Genomic DNA, 15,707 nt, shown 5'->3' on the forward strand with positions numbered 1-15,707 from the left:
GGAAGGGGGAGTAGCAATATGGCAACGAAGCATGAACAAATCTTGCAGCATATTGATCGCCTTCCGATCGGTTCGAAGATTTCCGTGCGGCAGATCGCCAAAGACCTGGATGTGAGTGAGGGTACGGCCTACCGCGCTATCAAGGAAGCGGAAACACAAGGATACGTAAGCACCATTGAACGTGTCGGCACAGTGAGAATCGAGAAGAAGCAAAAGGAAAACATAGAGCGATTGACTTTTGCCGAGGTGGTCAACATCGTCGACGGCCATGTGCTGGGCGGACGGGAAGGGCTGCATAAGACATTGAACAAATTCGTGATCGGCGCGATGCAGTTGGAAGCGATGATGCGCTACATCGACGCGGGCAGCTTGCTGATTGTCGGGAACCGCTATCAGGCGCACAAGATCGCTTTGCAGCAAGGCGCAGCCGTACTGATAACAGGCGGCTTCGATACGAGCGAGGAAATCAAGCAACTGGCGGATCGGCTGGCTCTGCCGATCATTTCGTCCAGCTATGATTCGTTTACGGTCGCGTCGATGATTAACCGGGCGATTTACGACCGTTTGATTAAAAAGGAAATCGTGATGGTGGAGGACGTGCTGAAGCCGCTTGCGGAGACGCCGGTACTGCTGCCGAGCGATACGGTCGCCAAATGGCATCAGTATACGGAGTTGTATCAGGATACGCGCTTTCCGGTTGTCGACGAGCAGATGCGTCTGATCGGGATCGTGACTTCGAAGGATATTATCGGCCACGAAGAGACGGCGACGATCGACAAGGTGATGACGAAAAATCCGATCACGACTTCGCCGCGCGTGTCTGTGGCGTCTTCGGCGCACATGATGGTGTGGGAAGGGATCGAGCTGTTGCCGGTCGTGGACAATTATCGCAAGCTGGTGGGCGTGCTGAGCCGCAACGATGTGTTGAAAGCGCTCCAGTTCACGGCGAAGCAGCCACAGATGAGCGAAACGTTTCCGAACCTGATTATGTCTCATTTCCGCGAGGAGCGTCAGGCTGACGAGCTGGTCTATCTGGGCGACGTCACTCCGCAGATGACGAATCATCTGGGGACGATTGCGAGCGGAATCATGACGACGGTGATGGTGGAAGCGGCTTGTAATCTCTTGCGTCAGCATCGCCGGGGCGACATGGTGCCGGAAAACATCACGGTGTACTTTTTGAAGCCGGTACAGATGGAGAGCCACATCCAGGTGCAGCCGCGGCTTTTGGATATCAGTCGGCGCTTCGGGAAGGTGGAGGTTTCGGTCTACCACGGCGAGCAGCTCGTCGGGCAGGCGATGATTACGGCGCAGATTATTGATCGGTGAGGTGTGTAGTGTTTTTGGGCAGTCTCTTTTTAGAGGGGCTGTCCTTTTTTGATGTTTTTTAAGCGGGGCTGTTGCGGAGAGAAGAATATTTCCGGACTAAGCTCCGGTCTTCACCCACTGAACACAAGCTATCGCTCGCGTTCAGCGGGGCCCGGTCTACGTCCTGCAGGGAAGCGGGGACTGTCCGCTCCGCAGGGATTCGCGAGTCGCGGCGTCCGGAAATATTCTTCTCTGCGTGGCTGGGGTTAAAAGATAAAAGGATTGGAGAGGTTTCACTGATGTTTCCTCGTGAGAAATGGCAGGGATGCTTACTGAGTGAAGACCAACCAGCTATTCATTACAGCTATCGTTCGCGTTTAGCAAGTCCCAGACTTCATCTGAAACAGAGCCTCTAACGTGATTAGCAATCTCGTAAGGATACGTTACAAGTAAAAATTAGACTTTCCAGCAGATACATTTAGTTTTAGATACTACTTTACATTTTCCATCAGCCATACGGCCAGGTAGAGAGCTTTTGGCCGTTAAAAGCCCTGTCCCAGCCAACAGCTTCTTTTTTCCCCGACCATTGCTGCCGAACTGAACCGACGCTTTTCCCCTTAAAAAAGCTCCGCCCAATCAAACAGCCCCTGGGAGGAAAACGAAGAAAAAGCGAAGCTCTTTGAAACCCCAACCGACCCTGAGGATAACCCAAAGAAACCACCACACATTGACAAAAACCACCAAGTTACACTATCATCTAATTAGAATTTCATCTAATCTCATGCACAACACACACCGCCCCAAAAAAGAAAGGAGCATCCCTGTGCAACTGGATAAACTCGTCACCTTTTACAAAGCCTTGGGCGATCCGACGCGGGTGCGTATCCTCGCGATTTTGGCAAACGGCCCCTTGCACGGGCAGGCGCTGGCTGGGAAGCTCGGCGTGACGCCGCCGACGATTACGCACCATATGGCGAAGCTGCGGGAGGCGGGGATCGTCTACGAGCGGCGAGACAAAAATACGATCTACTTTTACTTGCACGAAGCCAACATGAAGCGGCAGACCCAAGCTATATTGAACGTGCTCGAACGGGCGAAGGACTTTAGCGAAGAAGGGCTGTTTGCGCAAGCGGAGGAAAACCACGATCAGAGGAGGGCCCAGATGGCAGCGGAACACATGCACGTAATCAAAAGCTTCCTGACTCCAGACGGCAAGCTGAAGCAAATCCCGTCCCAGCGCAAGAAAAAGCTGATCGTGTTCGAACACATGGTCCGGGGGCTGGAGCACGGCCGGAAATACAAGGAGCAGGAGATCAACGACTACATCCGCCAGTTCCACGAAGATTACGCGACGATTCGCCGGGAATTTGTCATGAACCACTACATGTATCGGGAAGACGGCATCTACGAGCTGAACCCCGAGGAAATGTGGGCCAAAGCAGAGGATTTGCGTTAACTGGAAACAATCGCCATGCAAAAAGGGCATAAAAAAGGACAACCGTCGGCACTTCGCTCAGGTTGTCTGAAACAATAGAATGTCACACAAACTGATTATAACGAGAACAGATTGTGCTTAGCCATGGCAAACCATTGGCAATTCAGGAAAACTATTTCCAGCAGGCTAAAAGAGAAGCATCGCAATAACCGCTACGCCTCTCTTTTAGCCTGTTTTTTCTTTTCCCGCAAAAGAAAAAACTCCCGGGCAAAAGCCCCGAGCGCCATCGACAACGCGACGACGACTACGAGATGCAGGGCGCGGACAAACGTGTGTGGCGTGAGCAGCAGCACGACGATGCTGGAAATAAGCATCAGCCCGAGCAATGTAGAGCAGATGGCGAGCTGCTTGCCCGTTGTCCATGTCTTCACAAATCCACCTCCTGTCAAAGAAAAAAGCATGCCGAACAATCTGTTTGTTCCCATGCTTTTTAGCTCTCAGATGCCTTTTTTCAATTCTGCCCGCCAGGCGCTGCGATAGTGCAAAAAGTTGCGGGTTCCCAAATACAGGTTCATCACGCCGACGAGCAGCATGACGATCGCGACCACGATGCGGATCGTATCGAGCGTATCAAACGTAAACTGGTTGAGGCCGAACAAAGAGACGAGAATGCCAAGTGCAATATTCATTTTGCCAAGCGTCATCCGGGACTCCAGCGGATGGATGCCGCGTCTGCGCGCGTGGATGCTGAAATAGACGCTGGCTACGAGCGAAGCGAGAACGCCGGTCAAATAAAAGGCCGACCACATAGATGGCTTCATCCTTTCGAACAAATCTGGTATTATCCTACCAAATCAAAGCAAGAAAGGTCAAATTCAAACAGGAACATTCGTTCTTATTCCCCCACATTCCTCTTACTTTCGGTATAATGATAGAGAAAGCTACGAAAACGAATCGACTCGTAAAACAGGAGAGGAAGGAAGCAGATGACCTCCTTTGTCCATTTGCACGTTCATACAGAGTACAGCTTGCTAGACGGAGCGGCGAGGATCGAGGCGCTGGTAGCGCGTGCGCAGGAGTTGGGCATGAGCGCGCTGGCGATTACCGACCACGCCAACCTGTACGGGGCTGTCCCTTTTTATAAAGCTTGCCGGGCAGCGCAGATCAAGCCGATCATCGGGATGGAGCTGTACGTGATCGAAGGAAACTTGCAGGATCGCGTGCGCAATGCGCCTGCCCCGCACCATTTGGTCGTACTGGCGGAAAACGAAACGGGCTACCGCAACCTGCTCAAGCTGGCGACAGTCGCCAATACGGAAGGAAACTACATCATCCCGCGCGTGAACAAAGAAGTGCTCGCCCGTCACGCCGAAGGGCTGATTGCGCTCAGCGGCTGCCAGCACGGCGAAGTCGCGCAGCTTTTGCTCGCAGGCGAAGCGCAGGCGGCGCTGGAAGCGGCCTTGTGGCATCGGCGCGTGTTCGGCGAAGCGAATTACTTTTTGGAGCTGGCGGACCACGGCCTGGAGAGCGAGCGCAGGCTCAATGCTCGCCTGGTCAAGCTGAGCCAGGAGACGGGCATTCCGCTGGTCGCCACGAACAACGTGCACTACGTCATGCAAAACGAGCATCGCCAGCACGACATCCTGCTCGCGATCAAGGAAGGCAAAACGATCGAGGAGGAAAACCGTTTTCGCTACGAAACGGACCAATACTACTTGAAAAGCGGAGAGGAGATGGCAGCGGCCTTTTCCTACGCGCCCGAGGCGCTGGCGAATACGGCCATGATCGCAGACAGATGCAGCGTAGAGCTGTCGTTTGGCGCGCACATTTTGCCGGAATTTCCCTTGCCTGCGGGACAAGATTCGGCACAATATTTGCGTTCGCTCTGCGAGCAAGGCTGCCGGGAACGCTACGGGGAAATGACGCCGCAAATCCGGGAGCGGCTCGATCACGAACTGTCGATCATTACCGGAACGGGCTTTACCGACTACTTCCTGATCGTGTGGGACTTCATGCGCTACGCCCACCAGCACGGCATTCCGACCGGGCCGGGCCGGGGCTCTGCTGCGGGCAGCCTTGTCGCCTATGCGCTGAAAATTACAAACGTCGATCCGCTCCGCTTCAACCTGCTCTTTGAGCGGTTTCTCAATCCCGAGCGGGTGACGATGCCGGATATTGATATCGACTTTTCCGTGGAGCGGCGCGACGAAGTGATCCACTACGTGGCGAAAAAGTACGGTCACGACCGCGTCGCCCAGATCATTACGTTCGGGACGATGGCGGCTCGCGCTGCGGTGCGCGACGTCGGCCGGGCGCTCGGGCTGTCGCTTGGGCTTATCGACCGCGTGGCCAAAATGATTCCGCAATCGCCGGGGATGACGATTGACCGCGCGATAGAGCTCAACCCGGATATCGGCAAGCTGTGTGCCGAAAACAAGCAGGCCGCCTTGCTGATCGCGACAGCAAAAGGCGTGGAAGGGCTGCCGCGCCACGCTTCCACCCATGCGGCGGGCGTCGTCATTTCGCGCGAGCCGCTGACCAGCTACGTGCCGCTGCAAACCGGCAACGAAGGGCTGGCGCTCACCCAGTATCCGATGGAGATTTTGGAGGAAGTGGGCCTGTTGAAAATGGATTTTCTCGGGCTGCGCAACCTGACGATCATTCAGGAGACACTCCGCCACCTCGCCGAGCAAGGGATTGAGCTTGACCTGGAAAAAATTCCGACAGACGATCCGAAAACGTTCCGCATGCTGTCGCGCGGCGAGACGACAGGCGTGTTTCAGTTGGAGTCGGGCGGGATGCGCCATGTGCTTCGCGACCTGAAGCCGACCAGCTTGGGTGACATCATCGCTGTACTCGCCCTGTACCGTCCGGGACCGATGGAGATTATTCCCCAGTACATTGCCGCCAAGCACGGCCAGAGCAAAGTCCAGTACGCCCATCCGATTCTCGAGCCGATTTTGCGCGAAACGCACGGCTTTATGATCTACCAGGAGCAGATCATGCAGATTTCGTCTACGCTCGCTGGCTTCAGCTTGGGCGAGGCCGATATTTTGCGCCGGGCAGTCGGCAAGAAAAAACGCGAGCTGCTGGCCGAGCAGCGGGAAAAATTCGTGGAAGGCTGCGTCCGCCATGGCTACGGGGAAGAGTTGGGCAACCAGGTGTACGACCTGATTGTGCGCTTCGCCGATTACGGCTTCAACAAGGCCCACTCCGTCGCCTACGCGATCATCGCCTACCAGATGGCGTATTTGAAAGCGACCTATCCGCTCGCCTTCATGGCGGCGCTCCTGTCGCTGTCCATCGGCTCGCAGACGCGGATCGCCGAGTACACGGAAGAGGCGCGCCGTCTTGGCCTGCGCGTGCTTGGCCCGGACGTCAACAAGAGCGCCGCGTACTTTACGGTAGAGGAGGAGGCGATCCGCTTCGGGCTTGCTGCCGTGAAAAACGTCGGCTACGGCGCGATTGAGTCCATCGTGAAGGAGCGCGCTGGCCGGCCGTATCGGGACGTGTTCGATTTTTGCGCCAGAGTGGATGCGCGGCTCGTGAACAGGCGGGTGGTCGAGTCGTTGACACTGTGCGGCGCGCTCGATTCGCTGCCTGGTCACCGCAGCCAACTGCTGCTGTTGCTCGATGAAGCGGTAGGCAAGGCAAACGCCAAACGTGTGGAGCGGGACGCAAACCAGCTCGACCTGTTTGCCGGAGAGGAGCAGTCTGCCCCGCCGCGGGACCCTGCCGAATACCCGGACGTGCCGCCGCTTTCGCGCACGCAGCAGTTGAAAGAAGAAAGAGAGCTGATCGGCGTCTACCTCTCCGGCCATCCGCTCGACCAGTATGCCCATGTGGCTGCCCGCCCGGAAGTGACCGCCATCTCCGCTCTCAGTGAAGTCGCTCGCGACAAGACGGTCAAGGTGTTCGGAATGATTACGGAAGAAAAGCGCATCCAGACGAAAAAAGGCGACCCGATGGCGTTCCTTACGCTGGAAGACAAGACGATGCCCGTCGAGCTGGTCGTTTTTCCGCAAGTGTTTGCCAAGTACGGGCAGCTTCTGGGCAAGGAGCGCATCGTCGTGGCCGAAGCGCGGGTAGACCATCAGGATGATACGGTGAAGCTGCTCGCTTCGCGCTTCTGGGATGCCGAGGCGCTGCCTGCGCCGACGACGGAAACGGTTCTGTTTGTCAAAATATCGGCCCAGCAGGAGCACGATTCGACACTGCAACGTCTGCAACGGCTGTTTGTCGAAAAAAAAGGAACGATTCCTGTGATTTTGTTTTACGAAGGAAAAAGACAGACAATTCGCCTTCCCGACGATATTCGGGTAGAGGTGGACGAGTCATTTTTGGAGCAAGCGCGAGAAATTGTGGGACGTGACAGCGTAATTCCGAAAGAATTGCCCATAAATTGGGGAGGATGAGGAATGTCCTCCCTTTTTCGCCGTTTTCGGCAGGTTTACAGGATAATAGTTTTTGCTATATAGTGAACTCATAACTCAATAAGTGGTCAGACCACTTAGGGCTTTCAAGCATGAAAGAGGCTGTTCAAGCAATCATAGAAAGATTATCGTGAAATGGAGTGGGTTAAGATGTCTAATCTGAGAGAGGAAGCACTGGAACTTCATCGAAAAAATAAAGGGAAGCTGGAGGCGGTGACAAAGGTTCCTGTTCGCAATGCGCACGACCTGAGCTTGGCTTATTCTCCTGGCGTAGCTGAACCTTGCAAAGACATTTTCGACGACAAGTCCAAAGTTTACGAATACACCATGAAAGGCAACCTCGTTGCTGTCGTGAGCGACGGTACAGCCGTTCTCGGCCTCGGCAACATCGGTCCGGAAGCAGCGATGCCCGTGATGGAAGGAAAAGCGGTACTGTTCAAATCCTTCGCAGGCGTGGATGCTTTCCCGATCTGCCTCAACACAACCGACGTGGACAAAATCGTCGAGACGGTGAAGCTGCTTGAGCCGACCTTTGGCGGCGTGAACCTCGAAGATATCGCAGCTCCTGCGTGCTTCGAAGTGGAAGAGCGCCTGAAGCGCGAGACGAACATCCCGATCTTCCACGACGACCAGCACGGTACGGCGATCGTGACGGCAGCCGGTCTCATTAACGCCCTGCGCGTAGTGGACAAAAAGCTGGAGGACATCCGCGTAGTGGCGAACGGTGCGGGCGCCGCTGGTATCGCGATCATGAAACTTTTGATTTCCATGGGCGTAAAAGAAGTCATCATGGTCGATACAAAAGGAATCGTGTACGAAGGCCGCGACTACGGAATGAACCCGGTAAAAGAAGAAATGGCGAAAATCACGAACCGCAGCAAGCTGCAAGGCGATCTGGCAGAAGCGATGAAAGGGGCAGACGTATTTATCGGCGTATCCGTAGCAGGTGCTGTCACTCCTGAAATGGTGCGCTCCATGAACCGCGATCCGATCATCTTCGCCATGGCGAACCCGACTCCGGAAATCATGCCGAACGAGGCAAAAGCAGCGGGCGCAGCGGTTGTCGGTACAGGCCGTTCCGACTTCCCGAACCAGGTGAACAACGTCCTCGCTTTCCCGGGCATTTTCCGCGGGGCGCTGGATACGCGCGCGACCGAGATCAACGAAGAGATGAAGCTGGCAGCCGTCTATGCCATTGCCGACCTGATCTCGCCAGAAGAGCTCTCTGCTGAAAAAGTAATTCCTGCTCCATTCGATCCGCGTGTTGCTCCAAACGTTGCAGCAGCCGTAGCCAAAGCGGCGATGGAAAGCGGCGTAGCCCGCATCACCGTCGATCCGGAAGCAGTAAAAGAGAAAACAGCCAGTCTGGCAGCCATTTCCTACCAGCAAGTGTAAGGGAAGTGCAGTCAAACACCCTCCACGAGCACCTGTATCGGACGTGAATATGTGGAGGGTGCTTCACTTCACCAGTAGTAGCAATAAGGAGGGTCATTGTGCTCGACTCCACTCAAGATCGAAAGGTTTACGAAGGCATTCTCCTGCAACTTCACGAAATCATTCAGGAGCAAAACTTAAGGCCTGGCGACAAGCTTCCGTCGGAGCGAGAGTTGTCTGAGCAGTTGGGAGCAGGGCGATCCTCTGTACGCGAAGCTCTCCGTGCCCTGGAACTGCTCGGGCTCATCGAGACTCGCCGCGGAGAAGGCACCTTCCTCAAGCATTATCGGCACAACCGTCTGATCGATATTCTTGGCTTTTTTATCCTACGGGATACGAAAACCAAGAAGGACTTGATCGAAATGCGCAAAATGCTGGAGATCGACGCTGTTCGTCTCGCCTGTAGGCGGGCGACCGCGAAGCATTTTGAAGAAATGGAACGGATTCTCGCCATTGCGCACGAACGGGTAGAGAGAGGCGAGGTTCCTACGGAAGAAGACTATCAGTTTCATCGCGTGATTTGCCGATCCAGCCGCAATTCCATTTTGCACCGCATCTGGACGCCGTTGGTAGAGTATAGCAACAGCGTGCGGACGGAATCGCTGTCGCGGGAAGGCAGGGCGCGCATGGCGCTGGAAGAGCATCGCGAGATCATGGAGGCAATCCGCGCAGGCGATGTCAATGTCGCGGTTGAGAGAATGAGGCACCATCTGGAGAACAGCAAGCTCTAGATTTTTCTCCTATTTGCGAGGGGCGCTGGCGCTGTGATATGATGATGCAGACCTGTATTGGACGATGAAGGAGGAAGCCAGCATGTGGACGGTCATCTACATCGCTCCTAGCGCTAAAATAGCTGAACGGATACAGCAACGTTTGACAGATGAAGGGTTTTTGGTCAAGGTTCGCGAGGCGAAGGTCTCGAAGCAATACGAGATTCTCGTGCCCGAGGGCGAACTGAATGAAGTCCGGGATGTACTCGGCTCGATCCTTCACTGATGAGAAAGGTGGGGTGTACCTGTGCTAAAAGATCTTTTCGGGAAAAAGCGCAAATTTGCCACTGTCCCTTCTGAGACACTGGCACGTGTCCCTGCTTCCACCGACGCTAGCAAGGAAGCGGGTACGAAGGAGAAGGAAGTCCCTGAGGGATTGATGAATAAATGCCCACATTGTGGGACGATCCACTACTCGAAGGATTTGGAAAAAAATTTGCGCGTATGCAAGGGCTGCCAGTACCATTACTCCATGTCCGCGCCGGAGCGGTTGCAATCCATTTTGGATGATGGGGTTCTGACAGAGGAGTTTGACGCGAATTTGATTACCGCCAATCCGCTCGGGTTTCCAGGCTATCTGGAAAAGCTGGAGCAGGACATGGCCAACACCAAACTGAACGAAGCGATCATCACCGGCGAGGGGCTGCTCGGTGGCAACCGCATCGTGATTGGCGTCATGGATTCCCGCTTCCGCATGGCCAGCATGGGCTCGGTTGTCGGGGAAAAAATTACGCGTGCGATTGAGCAAGCGATCGAACGGCGACTGCCTTTCATCCTGTTCTCCGCATCCGGCGGGGCGCGCATGCAGGAAGGCGTTCTCAGCCTGATGCAGATGGCGAAAACAAGCGCGGCTTTGTCCAGACTTGACCGCGAGCGCTTGCTGTTTATTTCGGTCATGACGAATCCTACATACGGCGGCGTGTCGGCGAGCTTTTCTTCGCTCGGTGACTACAACATCGCGGAACCGGGCGCCATGATCGGCTTTGCGGGACGTCGCGTCATCGAGCAAACCATTCGCCAGGAGCTGCCAAAAGACTTCCAGACAGCAGAATTTTTGCTGAAAAACGGTCAGCTCGACATGGTCGTGCACCGTAAAGACATGCGCCAAACGCTGTCCAATCTGGTAGAGATGCACACGTCACGGGAAGGAGTGGAAATATGGCAGGCGAACTCCCCTTTGAAAAGCCATTAGTAGAGTTGCAAGACAAAATCAAGGAATTGCGTCGCTTTACCGAAGAAAAAGGCATTGATTTTTCCGACGAAGTAAAGCGTCTGGAACAAAAGGCAAAAGAGCTTGCCGAACAAATTTACGGCAACCTGACGCCGTGGCAGCGCGTCCAACTGGCCCGTCACCCGGAAAGACCAACGACTTTGGACTACATTCAACTTCTTTTTACTGATTTTCTGGAAGTACATGGGGACAGGCTGTACGGGGACGACCATTCGATCGTGGGCGGGATTGCCAAGTTTGACGGGCGCCCGGTGACGGTTATCGGCCATCAAAAAGGCAAAGACACGAAAGACAACATCAAGCGCAACTTCGGGATGGCTCATCCGGAAGGCTACCGCAAAGCTTTGCGCATCATGCAGCAGGCCGACAAATTCGGACGGCCGATCATCTGCTTTATCAATACATCAGGAGCTTATCCAGGCAAAGCGGCAGAGGAACGCGGCCAAAGCGAAGCGATTGCCCGCAACTTGCGGGAGATGGCTACCTTTCGCGTGCCGATTATTTGCATTGTCATCGGCGAAGGCGGTAGTGGCGGCGCGCTGGCGATCAGCGTAGGCAACCGCATCTATATGCTGGAGAACTCCTATTACTCCGTGATTGCGCCGGAGAGTGCGGCTGCGATTCTATGGAGAGATTCCAGCCTGGGCATGCGCGCAGCGGAGACGATGAAAATTACCGCTCCCGATCTGCTCGCTCTCGGCGTGATTGACGGCATCATCGACGAGCCGTTTGGAGGAGCGCACCGCGACCTGATTGCACAGGCGACCTCGGTCAAGGCGGTCATCTCCGAGCAACTGGAACAGTTGGGCCGTTTAAGCCCGGATGAACTGGTACAGGACAGATACGAGAAGTTCAAACGAATCGGCGAGTACGCCTCCCTGTAAGCTGCAGGGGGCGTTTTTTGTCTTTTTTCTGCACGGAAAATCTGCTACAATCGAGTTCGAATAAGCGAGTTATCAGAGCTTTCAAAAAGTATGGCACATTTCTGTTGTGTGTATAACAGATATACGAAACGGAGTAATACAGCATGTTTCATACACGTTATGGTACATACTGTTTCTGTTTCATGACATGCTAAAGACGATATGGATTGGAGAGGTGGATTCCATGCAAAAGCTTGCGGTTCTGACCAGCGGCGGAGATTCGCCAGGCATGAATGCGGCGGTACGTGCGGCCGTTCGCCGTGCCGCTTACCACGGAGTGCAAATGTACGGGGTATATCACGGATACGAAGGTCTGATGAAAGGCGATATCCAGGAAATGACACTGGGCTCCGTTGGGGACATTATCCAGCGAGGAGGAACCATCCTCTATTCTGCCCGGAGCGAGGCTTTCAAGACTGACGCCGGACAGCAAAAAGCGGTCGAGCAGTTGCGCAAATTCGGGATCGAAGGGCTGATCGTCATTGGCGGGGACGGCTCTTTCCGCGGAGCGCAAAAGCTGACGGAAAAAGGCTTCCCGACGATTGGCGTTCCGGGCACGATCGACAACGACATCCCGTGCACCGACTTTACGATCGGGTTCGATACCGCGCTCAATACGATTGTAGAAGCGATCGATAAAATTCGCGATACGGCAACCTCCCATGAGCGCACCTACATCATTGAGGTAATGGGACGCGACGCAGGCGACCTGGCTTTGTGGGCAGGGCTTGCCGCAGGGGCCGAGTCGATTATCATTCCGGAAGAATCCCAGGACATGAATGATATTATCGAGCGTCTGCACGCCGGACAGCGCCGCGGCAAAAAGCATTCCATCATCATCGTGGCAGAAGGCGTGGGCAGCGCGGCTTCTTACGCCGAAGCGATCACCAAGGAAACAGGCTGGGAGACGCGCGTGACCGTGCTCGGACACATTCAGCGCGGAGGCTCGCCGACCGCGATGGACCGGATGCTGGCGAGCCGGATGGGTGCAGCCGCAGTCGACTTGCTGTTGGAAGGCAAAAAAGATCGGATGGTCGGCATTCAAAACAACCAGATCGTCGACGTTGATTTCAACGAAGCATTGTCACAGAAGCATCAATTGGATTTATCCGTATATCAACTGGCGCGAACACTGTCTATCTAGTCAAGCAAGCGCTTGAGAGCAGCAGTGTATAGAGGAGGCATAATTCCTATGTTAAGGAAAGCAAAAATCGTGTGTACAATCGGACCGGCGAGCGAGTCTGTCGAGACGCTGAAAAAGCTGATACACGCGGGAATGAACGTAGCTCGTCTGAATTTCTCCCACGGAAGCCACGAAGAGCACGCGGCGCGCATCGCAAACATTCGCCGCGCATCCGAGGAGACTGGCAAGCCGGTGGCGATCCTGCTGGATACGAAAGGGCCGGAAATCCGCACGGGCACGCTTGCCGTTGAGGCAGTCGAGCTGGAGGAAGGAAAAACACTGATCCTGACGACAGAGGAAATCGCTGGCACAGCCGAGCGCGTCTCCATTACGTACTCGGAGTTGCCGCAAGACGTCAAACCGGGCGATACGATTTTGATCGACGACGGCTTGATCGGGCTGACGGTTCAGGAGGTCCGGGGGAACGAGATCGTCTGCCTCATCAAAAACGGCGGTACGCTGAAAAGCAAAAAAGGCGTCAACGTACCGGGCGTCAAAATCAACCTGCCCGGGATTACGGAAAAGGATGCGCAGGACATCGAGTTCGGCATCCAGCAGCAGGTTGATTTCATCGCGGCTTCTTTCGTCCGCAAAGCCTCCGACATTTTGGAAATCCGCCAGATTTTGGAGCGCCACAACGTGCGCATCGACATCATCGCCAAAATCGAAAACCAGGAAGGCGTCGACAACGTCGATGAAATTCTCGTCGTAACAGACGGCCTGATGGTGGCGCGCGGCGACCTGGGTGTGGAAATTCCAGCCGAGGAAGTGCCGCTCGTCCAGAAAAAGCTGATTAAAAAATGTAACGAGCTGGCCAAGCCTGTCATTACGGCTACGCAAATGCTCGATTCGATGCAGCGCAATCCGCGTCCGACCCGCGCCGAGGCAAGCGACGTCGCCAACGCGATTTTTGACGGCACGGATGCGATCATGCTGTCCGGCGAGACGGCTGCGGGCAAATACCCGGTGGAATCTGTGGAAACGATGGACCGCATTGCCGTAAGAGCGGAGCAAGAGCTGAACTACCGCGAGATTTTGTACGCACAAGCCCAGCTTAAGCAAGTGACGATTACCGATGCGATCAGCCAGGCTGTCTCCAATGCAGCGCTGGATTTGGACGCGGCAGCGATCATTACCGCAACCGAGAGCGGACACACGGCGCGCATGGTGTCCAAATTCCGTCCTAAGGCGCCAATCGTCGCAGTCACTCCGCATGCGGCTGTCATTCGCCGTCTGGCGCTCGTAAACGGCGTCTATCCGGTGAAAGGCGAGCTGGCGAATACAACCGATGAAATGCTGGAGATGTCGGTGCAGGAAGCGCTCGACGCCGGCTTTGTGCGCCATGGCGATCTCGTGGTGATTACCGCGGGCGTGCCTGTGCGCGAAGTAGGGACAACCAACCTGATGAAAATCCACGTAATTGGCGATGTGGTGGCAAAAGGACAAGGCATCGGCCGCAAAGTCGTGACGAGCCGGGTCGTGATTGCCCGTTCCGCAGAGGAAGCGTTGCAAAAAGTCGAGGAAGGCGTCATTCTGGTGACGATCGGAACGGATTCCGACATGATCGAAGCCTTCAGCAAGGCTGGCGCCGTCATTTGCGAAGAGGGCGGGCTGACGTCTCACGCTGCCATCGTAGGCTTGAACCTGGGCGTGCCTGTGATCGTAGGCGTGCCGTTTGCTACCGACTTGTTGAAGGAAGGACAGGTCGTGACAGTCGATTCGGAGCGCGGGCATATTTATTCAGGTCATGCGCGCGTTTTGTAAATATCATAGTCTTGTATGATATGGCTTTTCAGCCGAACCCCGTGATGAAAATCAACGGGGTTTTCTTTGTGTGCCACGCATGGCGACTAACTAAGCGGTGAAAGTCCGCTTGTGGGGGCTGGTAGTGGACAACCCCTAGCCAAGAGCAAGGGTGTTCATCGTGAGGTGGAATCTTAAGGAAGCTGGAGGCAAAATCCCGGCCCGAGGACAAACGAACATCATCAGGTAGAGGGGATGGGACGACCTTGCTGAACAAAGCAAAGCTACACGGACATCCCAGTGTAAATGATGCGGGGAGATGGGAGGAAAGGGAGTCGTCAGGAGCGAAGGGCAGCCAACTTCCAGCGGAAGGCTCACCGCAGAAGAACAGGGCGGAACACGAAGGAGATGGACGAATGAACTTCTACCCTCTCTCAAAGAAAGCGGGGAAACCATCAAGGAGCAAATCCGGGCAGGTAAATACCGCCCCAATCCCGTTCGTAGGGTAGAAATCCCAAAAGAGAACAGCGGCAGCCGGTTAATTAGGCGCTAGTTGCCGAAAACAGCGAGAAACGCCCGAAAATGAGGATTCGGGCGTTCCCCCCACTGGTTGGTAGTTTTGGTTTCGAGCTTCATCGGACGTTTTTCGATGTTTGTATAATTGCAAAGATATAGGCAGCTATTAAAACAAGAAGACTAAGCCACCAGAGTTGGTCTGTAATTGTATAAAGGAAAAATGCTAAAACGGCTCCATTCATGTCTCTTAATACGCTTACTTTTTTGAGCCTTTTGCAAAATTAGGTTTTCGTTTAAAAAATGAAGTTTAATGGTACGTAAAGTGGGAAATGCCACTTTTATAAGGTAAAGCCTAAAAGCAAGATGGGCATTCGGACAGAATTTTGCGATGCTGCTTTTTTCAAAAGAGTGCTTAGGCCGTTTTTTTGGATGGCTTGGCTTTCTTTCCTGCCAGAGCAGACACCAATAATACGATAGCATTCAAATACACATACGTTTTCACTTTTTGAATGCCACCGACATGTAGATCATTCGCTGTCAGGTTTTCCTTTAAACGGGCATTGCATCGCTCTACACTCGTCCGTTTGTGATACATCTTCTTCCAATTCTTTGTGTCCCGATGTGGCAAAGAAAATCTGCGGAGATCATCGTGGACGTTCACTTTTACGACCATTCCGTAGTTGGAGGAAGAGCACCAAGCTGAGCCGTGTGGGCACTCTACTTTTCCCATC

Annotated in this window: 13 protein-coding genes; 10 read left to right on the forward strand and 3 right to left on the reverse strand. The window is 54.4% G+C overall.

From position 1 onward, the window contains the following. Positions 1-18 precede the first annotated feature (18 nt). The gene (locus AC3WJN_RS20135) at positions 19-1,329 is read left to right on the forward strand and encodes a DRTGG domain-containing protein (protein ID WP_005831405.1); all 1,311 of its coding nucleotides are present in this window, start codon (positions 19-21) and stop codon (positions 1,327-1,329) included. A gap of 802 nt (positions 1,330-2,131) precedes the next feature. Next, positions 2,132-2,764 (forward strand): DUF2087 domain-containing protein, encoded by a 633-nt coding sequence (locus tag AC3WJN_RS20140; protein ID WP_005831403.1) that lies wholly within the window; start codon positions 2,132-2,134, stop codon positions 2,762-2,764. 191 nt (positions 2,765-2,955) lie between these two features. Here the strand turns inward: AC3WJN_RS20140 and AC3WJN_RS20145 are convergent, their stop codons facing one another. Beyond that, positions 2,956-3,174 (reverse strand): hypothetical protein, encoded by a 219-nt coding sequence (locus AC3WJN_RS20145; RefSeq protein ID WP_025846811.1) that lies wholly within the window; start codon positions 3,172-3,174, stop codon positions 2,956-2,958. A gap of 66 nt (positions 3,175-3,240) precedes the next feature. After that, a complete protein-coding gene (locus AC3WJN_RS20150; RefSeq protein WP_005831401.1) occupies positions 3,241-3,552 on the reverse strand; it encodes a YtpI family protein in 312 nt (103 codons plus the stop codon). 177 nt (positions 3,553-3,729) lie between these two features. Here AC3WJN_RS20150 and AC3WJN_RS20155 point away from each other — a divergent pair, with 177 nt between their 5' ends. From AC3WJN_RS20155 to pyk, 8 genes are all read left to right on the forward strand, one after another. After that, positions 3,730-7,158, forward strand: a complete 3,429-nt coding sequence (locus tag AC3WJN_RS20155) for a DNA polymerase III subunit alpha (RefSeq protein ID WP_492329319.1) — start codon at positions 3,730-3,732, stop codon at positions 7,156-7,158. Between the two features lie 168 nt (positions 7,159-7,326). After that, positions 7,327-8,571: an NADP-dependent malic enzyme gene (gene ystJ, locus AC3WJN_RS20160; RefSeq protein WP_122952873.1), complete on the forward strand. Its 1,245-nt coding sequence runs from the start codon at positions 7,327-7,329 to the stop codon at positions 8,569-8,571. Between the two features lie 98 nt (positions 8,572-8,669). Continuing rightward, a complete protein-coding gene (locus tag AC3WJN_RS20165) occupies positions 8,670-9,341 on the forward strand; it encodes a FadR/GntR family transcriptional regulator (RefSeq protein ID WP_005831396.1) in 672 nt (223 codons plus the stop codon). An 82-nt stretch (positions 9,342-9,423) separates the two neighbouring features. Then, entirely contained in the window at positions 9,424-9,606 is a 183-nt protein-coding gene (locus AC3WJN_RS20170) for a hypothetical protein (RefSeq protein WP_005831394.1), read from the forward strand. Positions 9,607-9,627: 21 nt separating this feature from the next. After that, positions 9,628-10,572: an acetyl-CoA carboxylase, carboxyltransferase subunit beta gene (accD, locus tag AC3WJN_RS20175; RefSeq protein ID WP_005831392.1), complete on the forward strand. Its 945-nt coding sequence runs from the start codon at positions 9,628-9,630 to the stop codon at positions 10,570-10,572. Beyond that, positions 10,539-11,495: an acetyl-CoA carboxylase carboxyl transferase subunit alpha gene (accA, locus tag AC3WJN_RS20180; RefSeq protein WP_005831390.1), complete on the forward strand. Its 957-nt coding sequence runs from the start codon at positions 10,539-10,541 to the stop codon at positions 11,493-11,495. Before accD ends, accA begins: the two co-directional genes overlap by 34 nt. A gap of 223 nt (positions 11,496-11,718) precedes the next feature. Further along, the gene (gene pfkA, locus AC3WJN_RS20185) at positions 11,719-12,678 is read left to right on the forward strand and encodes a 6-phosphofructokinase (RefSeq protein ID WP_005831388.1); all 960 of its coding nucleotides are present in this window, start codon (positions 11,719-11,721) and stop codon (positions 12,676-12,678) included. A 48-nt stretch (positions 12,679-12,726) separates the two neighbouring features. After that, a complete protein-coding gene (gene pyk, locus AC3WJN_RS20190) occupies positions 12,727-14,481 on the forward strand; it encodes a pyruvate kinase (protein WP_005831386.1) in 1,755 nt (584 codons plus the stop codon). Between the two features lie 907 nt (positions 14,482-15,388). On the opposite strand, the gene AC3WJN_RS20195 is transcribed toward pyk, so the two are convergent. Continuing rightward, positions 15,389-15,707 (reverse strand): transposase (locus tag AC3WJN_RS20195; RefSeq protein WP_492329320.1); only part of this gene is annotated, 319 nt, incomplete at its 5' end.

Source organism: Brevibacillus sp. FW306-2-1A-C05A (genome assembly GCF_058781555.1).